Annotated in this window: 18 protein-coding genes and 3 tRNA genes; 8 read left to right on the top strand and 13 right to left on the bottom strand. The window is 59.6% G+C overall.

Annotated elements, in window-relative coordinates; genetic code table 11:
* The coding region (locus AB4Z13_RS07685; RefSeq protein WP_421387882.1) for a GTP-binding protein at positions 1-147 on the bottom strand (147 nt) is incomplete at its 3' end.
* Between the two features lie 385 nt (positions 148-532).
* Between AB4Z13_RS07685 and AB4Z13_RS07680 the strand changes: the two genes are divergently transcribed.
* Positions 533-733 carry a hypothetical protein gene (locus AB4Z13_RS07680; RefSeq protein ID WP_113324884.1) on the top strand — a complete coding sequence of 67 codons (201 nt, stop codon included), beginning with the start codon at positions 533-535 and terminating at the stop codon, positions 731-733.
* Positions 734-768: 35 nt separating this feature from the next.
* Here AB4Z13_RS07680 and AB4Z13_RS07675 read toward each other — a convergent pair.
* Positions 769-842 (bottom strand) — tRNA-Gly (locus AB4Z13_RS07675).
* A gap of 25 nt (positions 843-867) precedes the next feature.
* Positions 868-952 (bottom strand) — tRNA-Tyr (locus tag AB4Z13_RS07670).
* Positions 953-1,156: 204 nt separating this feature from the next.
* Here AB4Z13_RS07670 and rlmB point away from each other — a divergent pair.
* The 3 genes from rlmB to AB4Z13_RS07655 are packed head-to-tail and all read left to right on the top strand — an operon-like array spanning position 1,157 to position 2,581.
* Entirely contained in the window at positions 1,157-2,047 is an 891-nt protein-coding gene (rlmB, locus tag AB4Z13_RS07665; RefSeq protein ID WP_439014697.1) for a 23S rRNA (guanosine(2251)-2'-O)-methyltransferase RlmB, read from the top strand.
* Positions 2,048-2,091: 44 nt separating this feature from the next.
* Positions 2,092-2,412: a hypothetical protein gene (locus tag AB4Z13_RS07660; RefSeq protein WP_439017304.1), complete on the top strand. Its 321-nt coding sequence runs from the start codon at positions 2,092-2,094 to the stop codon at positions 2,410-2,412.
* Between the two features lie 25 nt (positions 2,413-2,437).
* Complete coding sequence (locus AB4Z13_RS07655; protein WP_439017303.1) at positions 2,438-2,581, top strand: hypothetical protein; 144 nt, start codon at positions 2,438-2,440, stop codon at positions 2,579-2,581.
* Positions 2,582-2,593: 12 nt separating this feature from the next.
* On the opposite strand, the gene AB4Z13_RS07650 is transcribed toward AB4Z13_RS07655, so the two are convergent.
* The 4 genes from AB4Z13_RS07650 to AB4Z13_RS07635 form a co-directional block, all read right to left on the bottom strand.
* Entirely contained in the window at positions 2,594-3,190 is a 597-nt protein-coding gene (locus tag AB4Z13_RS07650; RefSeq protein WP_439014696.1) for a TetR/AcrR family transcriptional regulator, read from the bottom strand.
* A gap of 11 nt (positions 3,191-3,201) precedes the next feature.
* Positions 3,202-3,708: a DinB family protein gene (locus tag AB4Z13_RS07645; RefSeq protein ID WP_439017192.1), complete on the bottom strand. Its 507-nt coding sequence runs from the start codon at positions 3,706-3,708 to the stop codon at positions 3,202-3,204.
* Between the two features lie 275 nt (positions 3,709-3,983).
* Positions 3,984-4,346: a hypothetical protein gene (locus AB4Z13_RS07640; RefSeq protein WP_439014695.1), complete on the bottom strand. Its 363-nt coding sequence runs from the start codon at positions 4,344-4,346 to the stop codon at positions 3,984-3,986.
* Positions 4,347-4,453: 107 nt separating this feature from the next.
* Positions 4,454-4,529: transfer RNA gene (locus AB4Z13_RS07635), tRNA-Thr, on the bottom strand.
* Between the two features lie 263 nt (positions 4,530-4,792).
* Between AB4Z13_RS07635 and AB4Z13_RS07630 the strand changes: the two genes are divergently transcribed.
* The 3 genes from AB4Z13_RS07630 to AB4Z13_RS07620 are packed head-to-tail and all read left to right on the top strand — an operon-like array spanning position 4,793 to position 7,150.
* Positions 4,793-5,566, top strand: coding sequence for an NAD kinase (locus AB4Z13_RS07630; protein WP_007823974.1), 774 nt, complete (start codon positions 4,793-4,795; stop codon positions 5,564-5,566).
* Positions 5,567-5,570: 4 nt separating this feature from the next.
* Entirely contained in the window at positions 5,571-6,101 is a 531-nt protein-coding gene (locus AB4Z13_RS07625; protein ID WP_439014694.1) for a hypothetical protein, read from the top strand.
* A 29-nt stretch (positions 6,102-6,130) separates the two neighbouring features.
* The gene (locus AB4Z13_RS07620) at positions 6,131-7,150 is read left to right on the top strand and encodes an alpha/beta hydrolase family protein (protein ID WP_439014693.1); all 1,020 of its coding nucleotides are present in this window, start codon (positions 6,131-6,133) and stop codon (positions 7,148-7,150) included.
* Between the two features lie 54 nt (positions 7,151-7,204).
* Here the strand turns inward: AB4Z13_RS07620 and prfB are convergent.
* The 3 genes from prfB to AB4Z13_RS07605 all read right to left on the bottom strand — a co-directional run bounded on the left by prfB (position 7,205) and on the right by AB4Z13_RS07605 (position 12,283).
* Positions 7,205-8,336, bottom strand: a protein-coding gene (gene prfB, locus AB4Z13_RS07615) for a peptide chain release factor 2 (RefSeq protein WP_442205951.1) whose coding sequence is annotated in 2 segments (ribosomal slippage) — positions 7,205-8,266 and positions 8,268-8,336 — 1,131 coding nt in all. Because the reading frame shifts where the segments join, the coding sequence is not laid out codon by codon here.
* Between the two features lie 102 nt (positions 8,337-8,438).
* A complete protein-coding gene (locus AB4Z13_RS07610) occupies positions 8,439-10,898 on the bottom strand; it encodes a penicillin-binding protein 1A (protein ID WP_113324891.1) in 2,460 nt (819 codons plus the stop codon).
* 260 nt (positions 10,899-11,158) lie between these two features.
* Positions 11,159-12,283, bottom strand: coding sequence for an N-acetylmuramoyl-L-alanine amidase (locus tag AB4Z13_RS07605; RefSeq protein ID WP_442205950.1), 1,125 nt, complete (start codon positions 12,281-12,283; stop codon positions 11,159-11,161).
* Positions 12,284-13,041: 758 nt separating this feature from the next.
* On the opposite strand from AB4Z13_RS07605, the gene AB4Z13_RS07600 reads away from it, so the two are divergent.
* Positions 13,042-15,882 carry an Rne/Rng family ribonuclease gene (locus tag AB4Z13_RS07600; protein ID WP_439014690.1) on the top strand — a complete coding sequence of 947 codons (2,841 nt, stop codon included), beginning with the start codon at positions 13,042-13,044 and terminating at the stop codon, positions 15,880-15,882.
* A 121-nt stretch (positions 15,883-16,003) separates the two neighbouring features.
* Here the strand turns inward: AB4Z13_RS07600 and AB4Z13_RS07595 are convergent, their stop codons facing one another.
* From AB4Z13_RS07595 to AB4Z13_RS07585, 3 genes are read right to left on the bottom strand one after another with little or no spacing between them, the layout of a single operon-like run.
* Positions 16,004-16,234, bottom strand: a complete 231-nt coding sequence (locus AB4Z13_RS07595) for a hypothetical protein (RefSeq protein WP_439014689.1) — start codon at positions 16,232-16,234, stop codon at positions 16,004-16,006.
* Positions 16,235-16,255: 21 nt separating this feature from the next.
* Positions 16,256-16,405, bottom strand: coding sequence for a hypothetical protein (locus tag AB4Z13_RS07590; RefSeq protein WP_439014688.1), 150 nt, complete (start codon positions 16,403-16,405; stop codon positions 16,256-16,258).
* Positions 16,406-18,064, bottom strand: coding sequence for an acyl-CoA dehydrogenase family protein (locus tag AB4Z13_RS07585; RefSeq protein ID WP_439014687.1), 1,659 nt, complete (start codon positions 18,062-18,064; stop codon positions 16,406-16,408).
* Between the last annotated feature and the right edge of the window lie 74 nt (positions 18,065-18,138).

Genomic DNA, 18,138 nt, shown 5'->3' with positions numbered 1-18,138 from the left:
CGGAGCAGCGTCGATCTGGTCATACGCCTTGAACTCACCGAAATACTTCGTGATCGCTGCCGTCAGAGACGTCTTGCCGTGGTCAACGTGGCCGATCGTGCCAATGTTGACGTGCGGCTTGTTGCGCTCAAACTTACTCTTTGCCATTTGAATGCTTCCTGTGGACGTAAATGGGTGACCCCGGCGAACCGGTTTAGTGCCGCCGTTTAAGGCTTTCGGCGAAATTGCGCAAGACTTAATTGCAGACGCCATTCTTGGCGTGTCAGCGCATATGGGAGATAATTCGCAACCCGCAAGACGATTCGTCGGCACCTGCCCCAAAACACCTGAAATCTAAGGTAAAATCGAGAGAAAGCCCGCTTCTGGCCTTGTTGATGCCAGCAGCGACTGCAATTTCTGCAGTCGTGACCCGGGTGCCGCGCGATCTCATCGGCGCGACGCCTGCCGACAAGATTATATTACATTTTACTAATTGATTTCACCGAACGGGAAAACTTGCATGATATCCCTCTAATATTCGGAGGGACACCCAATGCAATCGGAGAGCTATACCAACCACTATTCGGCATTCATGGAAGACCATCGTGAATTCGGCTATCCGCGCGAAGACGATGCAGGCACGGGCGTCAAAAAGAACACGGGCCAGTCTTCGGTCTTCATCGCCGGCATCGCCATAGGGGTGCTCGGCTACTGGATCATTGGCAATTTCATGAATCTCGTATTCGAGTTCTGAAAGCGGGCGTGATTCGTCGAGAACGGCAAGGAAGATGGAGCGGGTAGCGGGAATCGAACCCGCGTATTCAGCTTGGAAGGCTGCTGCTCTACCATTGAGCTATACCCGCGGGGTTGGTCCGATCCAATGACGAATGGTGGAGAGAGTTGGATTTGAACCAACGTAGGCTGAGCCAACGGATTTACAGTCCGTCCCCTTTAACCACTCGGGCATCTCTCCAGTTTTTCGTCCGGATCTTGAAGACCAAGTTCGTCAGACTTTGAAGCGTTGCCGCCCCGTCGTCTGCGCCGCGTATATGACCGGACGATTTCAGTCTGTCAACACGATGACAATGGAAAAGACAGGAAAAATTTCATCGCCTGTTGAAAGCCGGCGTATGAAAGAAGGCCTATGCGGCAACAGGCGCCATCGTTATAAAGCCGCATGAGCAAAGATAAGAAATCCGGCGACAAGCCCGCTATCGACAAGTCCGCAAAGGACACGCATTACGCAACCTTGCGACGCGCGCATCGCGACGGCAAGCGCGAACGCGGTGAGATTCCAACACCGGCACCACAGAAGCGCAAGCGTGGCGGAGACGACTGGAAACCGCCGGCGCTCGCCCCCGATCAGGTCTTCCTCTACGGTCTTCATACCGTTCGTGCCGCGCTTGAAAATCCTGAGCGCAAAAACATCAAGCTATCGGTGACACAGAACGCGCTTGCTCGATTGGAGATCGATCCTGATACGATCGGCATTCCCGTCGACATGGTCTCGCCGCAGGATATCGACAAGGTGCTCGGCCCCGAAGCGATCCATCAGGGCGTGATGCTGGAAACACGCCCCCTGCCCGTCCGGCGCCTGGAAGCACTGAAGGACAGCCCATTGCTTCTCCTGCTCGACCAGGTAACCGATCCGCACAATGTCGGCGCCATCATGCGATCGGCCGTCGCCTTCAATGCAGGCGCCGTTATCACCACCCAGAGACATAGCCCGACTGAATCGGGCGTGCTTGCCAAATCGGCTTCCGGCGCGCTGGAACTGATACCTTATATACAGATCACCAATCTCTCGGATGCGCTCGGCGAATTGCACAAGCTCGGCTTCTTCACGATCGGGCTTGATTCGGAAGGACCGGCGCCGCTGGAAGGCACGTTCTCAGGTGGTCGAATCGCGCTGGTGCTCGGCTCCGAAGGCAAGGGCCTGCGGCAGAAGACCCGCGAAACCGTCAGCGCGCTCGCCCGGCTCGATATGCCCGGCGCCATCAAATCGCTGAACGTATCGAATGCCGCGGCGATTGCCCTTTATGCAGCGGGACTGCACCTGAAGGCATAGGCCACAGTCGGCAGATCACTGTTGATATGTCGCAGAGAGAGGGAATGATGGTCGCCATTGCGGTTGAACACCCTCTTCCCTGGTCCATATTCCGCCTTGGAAAGAGCTTGCCGGTCACTATCATCGGCAGTGCATTCATCTTTGGGGCGCCGGCAAAAGGGAATCCGCACTATGGCAATTCGACCGCTGATCTTCGGCGTTCTTTTCATTGCGGTCCTCGTCATGGTCATTTTGAGCATCACGTGGGTGGACAGGTCTCACCCGATCCGCCAGCCGGATCCCCTGGCACCGTCGACGACGCCATCAAATCCACCTCCATCTGTGCAATAACCGATCCGGAACCCGCAACGTCGCCGGGCGTTTAATCCCACCAGACAAATAGGGATCTAGATGTTCATGCGCCTGATGATTGCCGTCGTTGCCGTTATGATTGCTTCGGTCCTCAGCATCGCGATGATGTCTCCGTCCGGTGCCGGACAGACCGGCAGCGGTACGAAGATCGCATCGAGCATGAACGAGCCGGCACGGAAGTGACTGCAAATCGCCTCATCGGATGAGGCGCAGAACACCATTCTCGATATTGCTAAGCAGTTTTGATTGCCCGGCATCATCGTCGCCGATGCCGCTCTGATTTACGACGCCGTGCAATGCGTTAAACAGGAATATGGCGGTGAATGCCGGCTCCTTCAGTGACCAAGCTCCCTCACGGCTTCCTGCTGCAAGCAATTGCTGGAGACTATAGATCAGGATGTTGCTCGTCAGGCCCTCGCGGCTTGGAGGCGGAGAAGCAGCAAAAACGAGATTGTGCAGGCGCGCGGCTTTTAGATATCCCATGGCGCAGGCTTTTGCCCAGGCCGTCAACTTGCCGTCCCAGTCGCCAGTCTCCTGCTTACCCACTTCTTCCACGATGCCGTTCAGAAGCTTCTGAACGAAGCGGGTCCGCAATGCTTCGATAACATCCGCCTTCGAAGAGAAATGAAGGTAAAAGGCACCCTTCGAGACGGCGGCACCTCGGGTGATCTCCTCGATCGTCGTATGCTCCACCCCCTTGTCGAGAAAGAGGCGTTCGGCCGCGACCATGAGGTCGTCCCGCCTTTCCTCGGCTGGTTTGGTTCTTGGCCTGCCGGCCATGCGTGATGTCATCGGAAAGTCCGTCAATGCCCGCGACGCTGAGGCTCCGCCCGGTGCAGGTAGCCCGCGAATACGTCGCGCATAGCAGTGTTTTCAATGTCGGGCAAAAGACGACCGACCTCCCCGCGGTGATAACCGCTGTGGGTGATGACATGGGCCAGCATCTCCTCCCGCGACATGCGGCCCTGCCCACCATCGGTGAAAGTGAAGTCAATCGTCTCTTCGAGCTCCTCGGGCGCCACCTGCACCATATAATCCAGATACCACCTGTCGGTTTTCCTAATCGCGGAAGCAAGATCTCCAAAAGCTGGCGGCTCGCTGGTCCAACTCGCCGTATAACCATGCGGCTCCTTCCGCAGGTTGGCAGCGAAAATCCGATCGACGATTTGAGCGTGATTGAGAACACGAAAAGCGGACTGGAGGTTTTCCGATAGCCCGCTTTCGGGAAAAGCAGCAAGCGCGGTCAGAAGTTCCTCATCAGCGCTGGCCTTATATCGAAAGAGAGAGGTCAGGAGTGTTTTTGCGGACATGGCGAACTCCATCGCGGCGATTGATGAACTGATCTTTAAATTATTGACTGGTGGTCAGTCAATAAAATTGTCAAATGCGCCGAATAACGATCAAGCAAAAATCCCGTCGCAAGTTCGAAAACTTGCAACGGGATTTTGCTAAAGCATGCCGCGTAAAACTGTGCAGCGGTTTTGCGATAACGACCTGCGTGAAGACAAAGACCTAAAGTGTGGAAAGCGAATCTGAAAGATCGCGGCATGCTTCAGGATCGGAAAATGCGTGGCTCGGTCAGCTATCAGCTCCGGTAGAGCCAATAGGGTCCATCGTGGTGGCGACGCCAATAATGACGCTCGCGCCAACGCTCTTCCCGCCACGGGCTCCAGCGGCGTTCATAGCCCCAGGCCGGACGCCAGTAGCGACGTTCACGCCACTCGCGACGCTCGCGCCAGTCACGGCGATCACCCCAATCGCGGTCGCCCCGGTCACGGTCGCCCCAATCTCGATCACCCCAATCCCGATCAGCGCCGCGGACCTGGATCACATCGCTCTGTTGCGAGGCTGCCGGACGGTCGAGAGGGATGGCCGCAGCCGGAGCTACGGCGGAAAACAAAGTACCGGCCGAAAGGGCGGCTGCTAGGAGAAAACTGGAGATCCTCATGGCTCACTTCCTCGTTTCTGATGAAGCGAGAATGACCTGATGCTCCTGAATTGCCGCTGAATCGACCCTTCAGTCTCTGTTCATGTAATGCAATGGCTTGGGAAAACTGGTGCCCCCGGCAGGGTTCGAACCCGCGACCCCCTGATTACAAATCAGGTGCTCTACCAACTGAGCTACAAGGGCAATGGCTGCGAAGTAGCAGATTCTGATCTTTTGTAAAGAAAATTTGCCCATTCCGGCAGCTCGGTAAAGCTATCCACAGCCGGTTGTCGATCAACGCTATGGTTGGGAAAGCCCGCTGGGGGCCATGTGGACATGTTCATCACCGGAATCACCGGCCGATCTATCAGGGCGATAAGATCATCCGAACTTCGCCCGCAACGCAAAACGTCTTGTCGTATAGGCCCTTTATCCTTTAGCTAGAGCAGCATAACAAAGGGCATTGCATGGGCCGGTCATTTCAGACGCTTTCTTTTATCGCCTCGCCGACCACGGAAGCACTCGCCGCGCGAGATGAACTGATTCGCCTTTACGGCGATGTGCCCGCAAACGAGGCCGATGTCATCGTCGCGCTCGGCGGCGACGGCTTCATGCTTCAGACACTGCACAGTACCATGAACAGCGGCAAGCTTGTCTACGGCATGAATTGCGGCTCGGTCGGCTTTCTGATGAACGATTACAAGACTACCGACCTGCATGACCGTATCTGTACCGCCGTTGAGAATGCCTTTCATCCGCTGAAGATGACGACATCCAATGCCGACGGCAGCAGTTCCTCGGCGCTTGCGATCAACGAGGTCTATCTTTTCCGGCAATCCTATCAGGCAGCGAAGCTCAGGGTGGAAATCGACGGACATGTGCGGCTGGAGGAATTGATCTGCGATGGCTTGATGGTGGCAACGCCTGCAGGCTCGACCGCCTACAATCTTTCGGCCCACGGCCCGATCCTTCCGCTTGACGCGCCCCTCCTCGCCATGACGCCGGTCAGCGCCTTCCGGCCTCGGCGCTGGCGCGGAGCGCTGCTTCCCAACCGGGTGACGGTGGACATCCATATATTGGAAGCCGAGAAGCGGCCCGTGAATGCGGTCGCCGACAATACGGAGATCAAATCCATACTGCATGTGCGCATCGCCCAGTCCGAGGACATGACCGCACGCATCCTTTCCGATCCCGACCGCTCTTGGTCGGACCGGATTCTGGCAGAACAATTCGAGGATTGAAATGATGGCGATGCGGCAAGCATTTATGACGGCGCTCCTCGTTTCCGGCTGGGCGATCGCCGCAGAGGCGCAGACCGTTCATGACGATATCCTGCCGGCCTCGATCATCTTCGCGACCAGCACCGGCTATTGGGAAGATGACGGTAATTCGTTGCCGGTCGAGCGTGCCCCGACAACCACGCAAAGCGTCAGCGCCCAAAATGTGAGCGAGGGGGATGCCAAGCAAGAGCAGCGGCATGGCTATTACAAGCTTTTCGCTGTGCGCCAGCCGGACAAGACCTCCAAAGTCTTTCTGCAGCAGATCGCGCAGAGAGACGCTGGCCCCACCATCATCTCGACGGTCGAACTGCAGGAAATCAGCGATCTCAAGCCCTATGTCACCGACATCCGGCCCGAAAATTCGAGCGGCCTCATCAAGGAACCGGGCCTTTTCGCCACGGTCTATCTGAAGACCGATCCAGCCGCCGAATCCGATGGCTGGACGGTGCTGATTGACGAGTTTGGGGACATTACTGTGGAGAAAGCGACCAACTGAGCGCCGCAGGCTATTCATCGGGACTAAGCATGAAACTCGGCTTTCGCGAAGGCGTCCTCCACGACGAGACGCGGCCGGACTGGGATGAGACCGGGCCAAGACCTGTCCGCTGGTCGCTCTGGTATCCGGCAACCGAGGGATCGATCGAAACCGAAATCCCGGGACGAAGCTGGTTCCGAAGGGCCGCGGTCGCCCGTGATGCGCCCGTTCAGCCGGCGACGAAGCCCTACCCGCTGGTCCTGCTGTCGCATGGTACCGGTGGCTCGGCTGCAGGGCTGGAATGGCTCGCCCGCCGCCTGGTCAATCGTGGATTTATCGCGCTCGGCGTCGACCACCACGGCAATACCGGCGGCGAAGCCTATCGCGCCGAGGGCTTTGCCTGCCTTTGGGAGCGTGCGCCCGATCTGAGCCTCGTGCTCGATCGCCGAAAAGACTGGCAGGGTGATCTTGCCGGGCATGTCGATACAAGGAGCGCGTTCGCCGCCGGCTTTTCAGCAGGAGCCCATACGGTGATGCTGCTTCTCGGCGCGGTCGCGCAATTCTCGCAGTTCGAACAATCCAGATTGAAGCCGGGGGGCCTGCGCGGCCCGAGGGAGTTTCCTGACCTCGCCGATCATATTCCGTCGCTGCTTCGCACGAGCACGGCATTTCGCGATTCATGGTCGCGGATGTCGCAATCCTATCGCGACGACAGGATCAAGGCCGCGCTGGTCTGCGCGCCGGGTCGATCTATCCGCGGCTTCAGCGAAGAGAGCCTGAGAGCCATCAATAAGCCTGCCCTCATTCTGGTCGGTGATGCCGACAACACGGCCCCGGTCGAAGAATGTTCGTCATGGCTGCATGCGCGGCTTGATCGAAGCACCTTCAAGATACTCCAGGGCGGCCTTGGGCATTATGTCTTCCTGCCCGAGGGCACGGCATTGGGGTTTTCCTTTGCAGAGCAACTCTTCACCGATCCGGCTGGCGTGGAACGTGCTGATGTCCACGAGGAGATCGCCGAACTATCGGGTTTGTTCTTTCGCGGAACAGGCATTCCAGTGGACATCTGAAAAAGAAAGAGCCCCGTTTCCGGGGCTTTCTATCTCAGGTCCGTCTTCGCCCACTCAGTCGACGTCGTCAACAACAGCATCGGCTGCGCCGCTGATGCGGTGAGCAAGTGCTGCTTCCATGAACTCGTTCAGGTCGCCGTCGAGCACGTCATCCGGAGCCGTGCTCGCAACGCCGGTGCGCAGGTCCTTGACGAGCTGGTAGGGCTGCAGAACGTAGGAGCGGATCTGGTGGCCCCAGCCGATATCCGTCTTGGAAGCGGCTTCGGCGTTGGCGGCGTCCTCGCGTTTCTTCAGCTCCGCTTCGTACATGCGGGCGCGCAGCATGTCCCAGGCCTTGGCGCGATTCTTGTGCTGCGAACGCTCCTGCTGGCACTGCACGACGATGCCTGTCGGGATATGCGTGATGCGCACGGCCGAGTCTGTCGTGTTGACGTGCTGGCCGCCGGCGCCCGACGAACGGTAGGTGTCGATACGGCAATCGCTTTCGTTGATCTCGATCTGTATCGAGTCATCAACGACGGGATAGACCCAAATCGACGAGAAGGACGTGTGGCGGCGCGCATTGCTGTCGTAGGGCGAGATACGCACCAGGCGGTGCACGCCCGATTCGGTCTTCAGCCAGCCATAGGCGTTGTGGCCCTTGACGACAAGCGTTGCGGACTTGATGCCGGCTTCTTCACCGTCATGCACTTCCAAAAGCTCGACCTTGAAGCGCTGACGCTCGGCCCAGCGAGTGTACATGCGCAGAAGCATGTTCGCCCAGTCCTGGCTTTCCGTGCCGCCGGCGCCGGAATGGACTTCCAGATAGGTGTCGTTGCCATCGGCCTCGCCTGACAGCATAGCTTCGACCTGTCGGCGGGCTGCCTCGGCCTGCAGGCTTTTCAGCGCGGCCTCAGCTTCCTTGACGATGCTTTCGTCGCCTTCTTCTTCCCCGAGATCGATGAGCTCGACATTGTCAGACAGCTGCTGTTCCAGCGCCTTGACGCCATTGATGCCGTCATCGAGCTGCTGGCGCTCGCGCATCAGCTTCTGGGCTTCCTGCGCATCGTTCCAGAGGTTGGGGTCCTCTGCCTTGTTATTCAACCAGTCCAGTCGTCTTACCGCCTGGTCCCAGTCAAAGATGCCTCCTCAGCAGGGTGATAGCCTGCTTGGTTTCATCGACTATGTTCTGGATTTCCGCTCGCATTTTCCTGCTTCTTTGCTTCGGTATTCTGTGAGTGCTGGTGACATAGAGACGCCCGCCGCGGATGTAAAGAGCCGTGGCGGGCGCAAAGGAAATCGGTCTCGATCAGAACAGGCCGGGCGTGTTGGTCTGGACCGCCTGGTTTGCCTGCGGCGACGTGCGCAGGATTTCTTCCGGCGCCATCGTGCCGTCCATGCCGATGACAGAGAAGCTGTCAGCCGGGCCGGTGCCCGGCTTGAAGGCTTCGATGATGGTGCCCGGCTCGCCGTCGACAGCAGCCATGCCGGTCTTGCGGTTGATCGCGATCATGTTCATGCCGGCCGGGACCACGAACTTGGATTCCGGCATGTCCTTGACGGCCGCCTGCATGAATTCATTGAAGATCGGCGCCGAAAGAACGCCACCCGTGCCGCCGCGGCCAAGCGGAGCCGGCGTATCGAAGCCCAGGTAAAGGCCTGCAACCAGATCCGGCGTGAAGCCGACGAACCAGGCGTCCTTTTCATCGTTGGTCGTACCGGTCTTGCCTGCAACGTCACGGCCGGAGAGATCGACCTTGCCAGCGGCGGTACCGCGCTGGATGACGCCCTGCATCATCGAGGTGATCTGGTAGGAGGTCATCGGATCGAGAACCTGCTCGCGGTTGTCGACGATATTGGGTTCTTCCTGGTTCTGCCAGTCGCCGGCATTGCAGCCTTCGCAGAGACGCTCTTCATGCTTGAAGATCGTCTTGCCGTAACGATCCTGGATGCGGTCGACCAGCGTCGGCTTGATCTGCTTGCCGCCATTGGCGATGACCGAGTAAGCCGAAACCATACGCAGCACCGTCGTTTCGCCCGAGCCGAGCGACATGGCGAGCAGCGGCGGCATCTTGTCGTAGATGCCGAAGCGTTCGGCATATTCGGCAACGATATTCATGCCGAGGTCATTGGCGAGGCGCACCGTCATCAGGTTGCGCGAATTCTCGATGCCGGAGCGCAGCGTCGAGGGGCCACTGACTTCGCCGCCGTAGTTTTCCGGCTTCCAGACCTGACCACCCGAAACGATCTCGATCGGCGCGTCCATGATGACCGAGGCCGGCGTATAGCCGTTGTCCATGGCGGCGGCGTAAACGAAAGGCTTGAAGGAGGAACCTGGCTGGCGCATCGCCTGCGTGGCGCGGTTGAATTCCGACTGGGCATAGGAGAAGCCGCCGACCATGGCGAGAACGCGACCGGTCTTCGGGTCCATGGCAACGAGACCACCCTGTACCTTCGGCGGCTGGCGCAGGCGATAGGAGGTCGAATTGTCGCCGCCGAGGCGCTCAACGTAAACGACATCTCCTGCCGAGACGGCGCCGACCGGCGACTTCGTCGTCTTGCGGTCGCCGGCGGCGGAGCGGAATGCCCACTGCATATCCTTGGCTGCAATCGAACCACGTTCGCGTTCGCCTGCGACTTTGCCGCCTCCATCCTTGGGCGGCTGGAGGCCGATATCGACGGCCTCATTGGACACGGCAAGGACGACCGCAAGGCGCCATTCCGGCACGTCGGAGAGAGCGGGAACTTCGGCGAGCGCCGGTCCCCAGTCGCCAGACGTGCTGATCTGCTTGACCGGTCCGTGGAAACCACGACGCTCGTCGTAATTGGTCAGGCCATCCTGCAGCGCCTTACGCGCAAAGAGCTGCATCTGCGGATCGAGCGAGGTGCGCACCGAAAGGCCGCCTTCATAAAGCGCCTTCTCGCCATACTGATCGATGAGCTGGCGTCGGACAGCCTCGGCGAAATAATCGGAAGCAAAAAGGGACGGTCCGCTGGTGCGGGCGGTGACGCCGAGTGGTTGCTTTTTGGCATCCTCGCCGTCGCTCTGGCTCACATAACCGTTCTCGACCATGCGGTCGATGACCCAGTTGCGGCGTTCAAGCGCGGCATCCGGATGGCGGAAGGGATGGTAGTTGGCCGGCCCCTTCGGCAATGAAGCGAGATAGGCAGATTCGGCGATCGTCAGCTCGGTGACCGACTTGTTGAAATACGTGAGCGAGGCACTGCCAATACCGTAAGAGTTCAGGCCGAAAAAGATCTCGTTGAGATAAAGCTCGAGGATCTTGTCCTTGCTGTAGGCCTGCTCGATGCGGAAGGACAGGATCGCTTCCTTGATCTTGCGGTCAATCGTCTGGTCGGAGGTCAGAAGAAAATTCTTCGCCACCTGCTGGGTGATCGTCGATGCACCGACCGGGCGGCGGCCGGAGCCGAAATTCTGAAGGTTGACGAGGATGGCGCGGCCAAGGCCGGTCAGATCGACGCCGGGATGGTTGTAGAAGTTCTTGTCTTCGGCCGAAAGGAAAGCAGCCTTCACGCGGTCCGGGATAGCCTGGATCGGCAGGAAGAGGCGCTTTTCCTTGGCGTATTCGGCCATGAGCGCACCGTTACCGGCGTGAACGCGGGTGGTAACCGGCGGCGCATAGCTGTTCAGCACCGCATAGTCAGGAAGATCCTTCGCGACATTAGCAAGATAGACGGCAATAACAGCCGCAGCGCCCAGGAACAGGACGCATGCTATCCCGAAGAAATATCCAAGAAGTCTAACCATATTTTCAGCTACCGGTATTTCTAATCATTAGATCGGCGCAGCCGCCACAATCGCACAGATCATGTCTCTTTGCACGTTGCGCGGCTTACTCCATGCGCGTTGGCGCCACAAGCCGATTTCCGTCTTACATGTTCGAAACATATAGACCGGAGTAACGGCGCGAATGTGAGCAAAATAGGGCCCGTCCCGCCACTTTCGCCTTCCCGGTCGGCAAGAGGTCCCGGTTTAGGCGCGAGTGTCACTTCCGGGCAACGCCCAGACTAGCCACCGTTTGCCATCAGGCTCGTGCGGTAACGTTTCACCGCATCGGTCAGGAGATCGGCCATCTTCAACCGCCAGGCATCGTCAAGCAGACGCTTTTCGTCCTCGACATTGGAGAGGAAGCCGAGCTCGAGCAGGATAGACGGGACGTCCGGCGCCTGCAGCACACGGAAGCCCGCGTGACGGTGCGGATTGTTGATCGTGCCGACCTGGTCCTTGAACGAGGCAAGTACGCTTTCGGCGAGCGAGATCGAGAAGGCCTGCGTTTCGCGCCGCGTCAGGTCGAGAAGGATATCGGCGACCTCAGGCGGCTCGGCGACCGTTTCCTTGCCGGCGATCTGGTCCGACAGGTTTTCGCGTTCGGCGAGATCGGCGGCGAGCTTGTCCGAGGCCTTGTCGGAAATCGTGTAGACCGTCGCGCCGCGAATATCTTTCTGCTCCAGCGTATCGGCATGCAGGGAAATGAAGAGGCCCGCATGGTTCTGCCGGGCGATCAGCACACGCTGCGAGAGTGACAGGAATTCGTCATCGTCGCGCGTCAGGAAGGCCTTGATGCCCGGCTCCTTGTTCAGGCGATCGGCCAGCGCCTTGGCGAAGGCGAGCGTCACCAGCTTTTCCTCGGTCTTCGTATCGACGCCGATGGCGCCCGTGTCGATACCGCCGTGGCCGGCATCGACAGCAATGACGAAATCGCCAGGTGCGGTCTTTTCCGGCTGGGGAATGGCACTCGTGGTCTCAGCCGCATCGGCTTGGTCGTTCCAGGACTGGGTCTTCACCAGTTCGGCGAATTTCTGCTTGTCGATCATCTCGGCATCGAGCACCAGCCGGTGGCCATTACCGCTCTCATCCGTCTGCACCTTGGCAAGGGCGAGCTGGACCGGGCGCGCCGCCGTCAACACGATGCGGGCGCTTCCTTCGTCCATGGCGCCATAACGGATGTCCTTGAAGAGGCCCCGCGCCTCAAGATCTTTGGCCGGAAAGCCGAAAGCGGTTGCCGGCAGGTCGACGACGATGCGCTCGGGATTGGCGATGTAATGGACGGAAAAACGAGGCTCACGGTCGAAATCGATGACGATACGGGTTCTGGCGTCGTCGCCGACGATACGCGCTCCGTAAGCCAGCAAGGGATTCTTTGCACCGGCTGCGCTGCCCGGAACCGCGCAAAGCGCTGCGAAGGCGAAAAGCCACGCCGCAAAACCCAGTTTTCGCCCTGCGGACAACTCCACCGCGATCCGAAACCTCTTAAACAATAGCCCGCCACACCCTATTTATTTCTGCGATGGACCCTACATCGCCTCCGCGGTCGCCCGCTAGAGGCGAGCGCACACGCACTGACCCTCGAATCGAGATCGCTCATCCCCGAGAAGTTTATGCGATACGAAATCCATCAATATTATGGCACATTTGGCTTTTCCCTTGCTATTGTGACAGAGAAAACATACAACGAATTTTAGGGTAGAAGTGTTGACGGGATAGAGTCGCCGCGAGGCAGCCAGCCGCCCCCCGGATCTGGCGCTACAACCGGTAATCGTCCGCCGTCTAGTGCATTTCCACCCGAGAACTGGATCCTGATTTTCCGGCTTCATGCTGGGATTTCATTGGTGGATCAGCCACCACGCTCTCAGGGAGCAAACTCATCGGACCCGAAACGGGTCTTCGTCATTGTCGATCACGCTTGGTTGTTGATGGTTTCGCAGCAGGTTTTATCTGAAGTGTACAGGCCCCGGAACGAAATGGTTCCGGCTGCGGTCTGGCTGCTGCATTCTCCTTCGCACCAATCGCGACTTTCATTATCCGGCGCGGCCACGGCGGACCGCATTCTTTCTGTGTCAACAGCAGTCGGGAATGCGCTCTCGCGGCCTCGCCGAGGAGCTCAGCTTACATGGCAGACAAAATGCTTATCGATGCGTCTCACGAGGAAGAGACGCGCGTCGTTGTCGTTCGCGGGAACCGCATAGAAGAATTTGACTTCGAGTCGCAGCACAAGAAGCAGATCCGCGGCAACATCTATCTTGCAAAAGTAACGAGGGTCGAGCCCTCGCTGCAGGCCGCTTTCGTCGATTACGGCGGCAACAGGCACGGCTTCCTGGCCTTTGCCGAAATCCATCCCGACTATTACCAGATCCCGCTTGCCGACCGTCAGGCCCTGCTTCGCGCCGAAGCCGAGGAGCATCGCCGCGACGAGGATGTCGAGCATGTCGAGACGGCGCCTCTCGTCGATCTTTCGACACAGGACCAGCCGGATATCGGCATCGTTCCGGTCGAGACTGATGTCGCCCCCGCTGTAGAAGCGGCACCGGCGGAAGAGGTAGTCATCGCTGCAGAGGCTGCCCCAGTTGCCGAGGAAACGCCGGCAAAGAAGCCGCGCGCACGCCGTAGCCGCAAGAAGGTAGTCGAGCCTGTCGCGGAAGAGACCGAAGCATCCGTCGCGGACAACGACGATGAAGGCTCGACCGGCGGCGAAATGGCCGCGATGGTCGAAACCGACTCCATTTCCGAGGACGTTTCCAAGCGCCGTCAGGATGATGACGACGATGACGACGACCACGGCGAAGAGGAAATCATCGAATCCGTTGGCGCCGAAGACGCGATGGAAGAGGTTCCGGACCGCGTGCAGCGCAAGCCGCGCAAGCAGTACCGCATCCAGGAAGTCATCAAGCGCCGCCAGATCCTGCTGGTGCAGGTCGCCAAGGAAGAGCGTGGCAACAAGGGTGCTGCTCTCACCACCTATCTTTCGCTCGCAGGTCGCTACTCGGTTCTGATGCCGAACACGGCGCGCGGTGGCGGTATTTCCCGCAAGATCACCAACCCCCAGGACCGCAAGCGGCTGAAGGAAATCGCCCGCATGCTCGAAGTGCCGCAGGGTATGGGCGTGATCCTGCGTACGGCCGGTGCGAACCGCACCAAGGTCGAGGTCAAGCGCGACTTTGAATATCTGATGCGCCTGTGGGAGAACGTCCGCACGCTGACGCTCGCTTCTACCGCTCCGTGCCTCGTCTACGAGGAAGGCTCGCTCATCAAGCGCTCTATCCGAGATCTCTACAACAAGGATATCAGCGAGATCATCGTTGCCGGCGAAGAAGGCTATCGTGAAGCAAAAGACTTCATGAAGATGCTGATGCCGAGCCACGCCAAGGTGGTTCAGCCCTACCGCGATATCCACCCGATCTTCTCGCGCTCCGGCATCGAAGCGCAGCTCGATCGCATGCTGCAGCCGCAGGTAACGCTGAAGTCCGGCGGCTATCTGATCATGAACCAGACGGAAGCGCTGGTTTCGATCGACGTCAACTCCGGCCGTTCGACCCGCGAACACTCGATCGAGGACACGGCCCTTCAGACGAACCTCGAAGCGGCGGAAGAAATCGCCCGTCAGCTTCGCCTGCGCGACCTTGCCGGCCTGATCGTCATCGACTTCATCGACATGGAAGAAAAGCGCAACAACCGCGCTGTCGAGAAGAAGCTGAAGGAATGCCTGAAGAACGACCGCGCCCGCATCCAGGTCGGCCGCATCTCGCATTTCGGCCTTCTGGAAATGTCGCGCCAGCGCATCCGCGCTTCCGTTCTCGAATCGACGACGCAGGTCTGCTCGCATTGCGGCGGCACCGGCCATGTCCGTTCACAGTCCTCCGTCGCCCTGCATGTGCTGCGCGGCGTCGAGGAATATCTGCTCAAGAACACCACGCACAACATCACCGTGCGCACGACGCCAGATATCGCGCTCTACCTGCTCAACCATAAGCGTCAGACGATCGTCGATTATGAAAGCCGCTTCGGTGTGGCGATCATCATCGATGCGGATGGCTCGGTTGGTGCGCAGCACTTCGCGATCGATCGTGGCGAGCCGGTTGAAAACCCGGTCAAGATCGAAAGTCTCTTCAATTTCGCAGCCATCCCCGATGACGATGACGACGATATCGTCATCGAGCATGACGAGGAGGAAGACGAAGAACTGGAAGAAAAGCCTGTTGCTGCCGAACGCCCGGCTGCTCGCGCAGAGGCTGAAGGCGAAGGTGGACGCAAGCGCAAGCGCCGTCGCCGCCGTCGCGGCCGCAATGGCAATGCCGAGCAGCAGGTTGGTGCCGATACTGTCTCTGACGTGGCTGACGATAGTGATGAGGGCGAGGACGACGGCAGCGAGGGCGATAGTGACGCCAGCGAAGCTCCAGCCGAAACCCACGCCGACGGCGAGGATTCGCAGCGCCGCAAGCGCCGCCGTCGCGGCAAGCGCGGTGGCCGCCGCAACCGCGGTGAAGAAGGTGCTGAAGTCAACGCCGCTTCCGAAGGTGACGAGGGCGACGATAGTGGAGCCGACGAGACGTCCGAGACCGCAGCGGAAGTGATCGAAGTCGTCGCAGCCGAAACGGTTGAAGCTCAGCCGGCAATGGCTGCTGTCGAAGCTGGCGAAAGTGTTGCCGAAGAGGTCAAGCCGGCACGCGGCCGTGGCCGCCGCAAGGCAGCTGCCGCACCCTCGCCGATCGAGGAGCCCGTAATCGAAGCGCCTATCGCTGAGACCGCGGCCCAGGCCGACTCGGAAGTGATGGAAGCGTCTGCGGATCTCGCAACACCGGCGCAGGAAGAGGCAAAGCCGGTTCGCGCCAACCGCGGATCGAACATCTCGTCTTCTGAGCCGACCGTCACCTCGACCCGCACCGAAAGCGCGGAAGCTGAGGGCGAAGGCAAGCCGAAGAAGGCTGGCTGGTGGCAGCGCCGCGGCTTCTTCTGAAAGCTGATTTTCGGCGATAAGTGATATGATCCGGCTGCGGCGACGCGGCCGGATTTTTTTGTGCCGTAGAGTGGCAGAGCCCAGTATCAGCCGGCCAGAAAAAAGTTCAGGATTAGAGTGTTCAGCGAACCAGATGGTGGTTTCCGAAGACGAAACAAGCTGCGGCACAAGACGCGTAGAGCCGCGCGAGGATCAAAAGCGCAGCCCGCCCTGATTTGCCCGCATTGACGCCGAGATGAATGTCGCTGATGGCCGCCTTGCGAGCCTGCGACACCCGCTCATCCGAAAGCGCAATGCAGTCGCCCTGCCCCTGAAGGCGTGGCAGGCGGTTCATGCCATGCTTGTCCGACACGAGAACGGTCTTCTTCGGGACTCAGCACCAGATAGAGGTGGAATAAATGTGACCGATCAGCCTGATATCGCGGTACAGATGGCTCGCATCCTGCCCACTGTCACCAGTCGCAAGCGAGATGGCGTAGACCTCACCGAGATCGTCTTGCCGCGCGTTGCGAAATGGCAGCATTTACGCTGCCGGCGGATAGAGCAGATCGACGATGTAGCTCGCATCGAAGCGGGAATCGAGCATGCCGTAGGTCGAGCGCCAGCCGCCTGCAAGACGGGTCTCGATGAAGGCATCGGCAATGCGCCCTGCCCCGAGCCGGTAAAGCTCGGCGGCGCCGGCAACGAGCGCCAGCTGCTCGACGAGCAAGCGGGCAGCGCCCTCGTCCTGTTCGCAGAGCGCGATCGCGGCGCGCAGCACGTCGATCGTCTTCTTGCCGGCCGGCCCAAGATCGCGCGCAAAGCCTGCAAATACCGTCTCGAACAGATCCTTGCCGCGGTTCAGCACACGCAGCACATCGAGCGCCATGACGTTGCCCGAACCTTCCCAGATCGCATTGACCGGCGCCTCGCGATAGTGGCGGGCGATCGGGCGTTCTTCGATGTAGCCGCTGCCGCCGATGCATTCCATCGCCTCATAGATCAGCGACGGGGCGATCTTGCAGCACCAGTATTTGGCGACCGGCGTCATGACGCGGGCATAGGCGGCATCTTCCGCATTGCCGCGCGCCTTGTCGAAGGCATCGGCCAGGCGGAAGGAAAGAGCCGTGGCGGCTGCCACATCGAGCGCCATGTCGGCGAGCACGCGCGTCATGATCGGCTGGTTGACCAGCATCTTGCCGAAAACGCTGCGGCCGCGGGTGTGGTGCACGGCCTCGGCGAGCGATGCGCGCATGATGCCCGAAGAGGCAAGCGCGCAATCGAGCCGCGTCAGCGTCACCATATCGAGGATGGTGCGGATGCCGGCATCGGGACCGCCGAGCAGGAAACCGAACGTATCGGTGAACTCCACTTCGGAAGAAGCATTGGAGCGGTTGCCGATCTTATCCTTCAAGCGCTGGAACTGCAGGCCATTGGCAGAACCATCCTCGAGCAGACGCGGCACCAGGAAGCAGCCCATGCCGTCCTTGGTCTGTGCCAGCATGATGAAGGCGTCGCTCATCGGCGCGGACATGAACCACTTGTGGCCGGACAGCCGGTAAATGCCTTCGCTGACCTTTTCGGCAGTGGTCTTGTTGGCGCGGACGTCGGTGCCGCCCTGTTTTTCCGTCATGCCCATGCCGATCGTCACGGCCGATTTCTGCATGGCCGGACGATTGGACGAGTCATATTTGCGCGACAGGATCTTCGGCGCCCAGTCCTTCTGCACGGCCGGTGAGGCCGAGAGAGCGGCAACGGACGCGCTTGTCATCGTCAACGGGCAAAGATGGCCGGATTCCAGCTGCGCCGTCAGATAGAAGCGGGCTGCGCGAATATGGTGGGCCTGATCCTTGGCCTCCGTATCGGCCTGCGGATCCCAGACGGAGGAATGCAGGCCGGACGCCATCGAACGGCGCATCAGCGCATGCCAGGCGGGGTGGAATTCGACGATATCAAGACGTTCGCCGCGCGGGCCATGGGTGCGCAGCTGCGGCGTGCCCTGGTTTGCCATGCGCGCCAGTTCCTGCGCTTCCGGCGAGGTGACGAAGCGGCCCATGTTTTCAAGGTCTTCACGGATGGTGCGTGGCAGTGTGGCAGTCAGATCGACGATCAGCGGATCGGATCGGTAGGCGTTGATTCCCGACCAGAGGCTCGGCTGGTTGAGTTCGGCGAGTTTGTCTTCAGTCCGGTTTGCGGAGGTCATAGTTCGCTTCTATTTCATGAGCCCGGCAAAAGGAAACCGGAAGTTCGTGATTCGCAGATTTCTGCTCTAGCGGG

The organism is Rhizobium sp. YAF28, from assembly GCF_052113285.1.
In the GTDB taxonomy this organism is placed as follows: domain Bacteria; phylum Pseudomonadota; class Alphaproteobacteria; order Rhizobiales; family Rhizobiaceae; genus Rhizobium.
The sequence above is the reverse complement of the archived record's forward strand: the minus strand, read 5'-3'. Positions and strand labels throughout refer to the sequence as shown.

Excerpts from the sequence above, each read along its gene's own strand:
- AB4Z13_RS07680 (WP_113324884.1), top strand. The coding sequence starts at position 533 with ATGCAATCGGAGAGCTATACCAACCACTATTCGGCATTCATGGAAGAC.
- rlmB (WP_439014697.1), top strand. The coding sequence starts at position 1,157 with ATGAGCAAAGATAAGAAATCCGGCGACAAGCCCGCTATCGACAAGTCC.
- AB4Z13_RS07660 (WP_439017304.1), top strand. The coding sequence starts at position 2,092 with ATGATGGTCGCCATTGCGGTTGAACACCCTCTTCCCTGGTCCATATTC.
- AB4Z13_RS07655 (WP_439017303.1), top strand. The coding sequence starts at position 2,438 with ATGTTCATGCGCCTGATGATTGCCGTCGTTGCCGTTATGATTGCTTCG.
- AB4Z13_RS07650 (WP_439014696.1), bottom strand. The coding sequence starts at position 3,190 with ATGACATCACGCATGGCCGGCAGGCCAAGAACCAAACCAGCCGAGGAA.
- AB4Z13_RS07645 (WP_439017192.1), bottom strand. The coding sequence starts at position 3,708 with ATGTCCGCAAAAACACTCCTGACCTCTCTCTTTCGATATAAGGCCAGC.
- AB4Z13_RS07640 (WP_439014695.1), bottom strand. The coding sequence starts at position 4,346 with ATGAGGATCTCCAGTTTTCTCCTAGCAGCCGCCCTTTCGGCCGGTACT.
- AB4Z13_RS07630 (WP_007823974.1), top strand. The coding sequence starts at position 4,793 with ATGGGCCGGTCATTTCAGACGCTTTCTTTTATCGCCTCGCCGACCACG.
- AB4Z13_RS07625 (WP_439014694.1), top strand. The coding sequence starts at position 5,571 with ATGGCGATGCGGCAAGCATTTATGACGGCGCTCCTCGTTTCCGGCTGG.
- AB4Z13_RS07620 (WP_439014693.1), top strand. The coding sequence starts at position 6,131 with ATGAAACTCGGCTTTCGCGAAGGCGTCCTCCACGACGAGACGCGGCCG.
- AB4Z13_RS07610 (WP_113324891.1), bottom strand. The coding sequence starts at position 10,898 with ATGGTTAGACTTCTTGGATATTTCTTCGGGATAGCATGCGTCCTGTTC.
- AB4Z13_RS07600 (WP_439014690.1), top strand. The coding sequence starts at position 13,042 with ATGGCAGACAAAATGCTTATCGATGCGTCTCACGAGGAAGAGACGCGC.
- AB4Z13_RS07590 (WP_439014688.1), bottom strand. The coding sequence starts at position 16,405 with ATGCTGCCATTTCGCAACGCGCGGCAAGACGATCTCGGTGAGGTCTAC.
- AB4Z13_RS07585 (WP_439014687.1), bottom strand. The coding sequence starts at position 18,064 with ATGACCTCCGCAAACCGGACTGAAGACAAACTCGCCGAACTCAACCAG.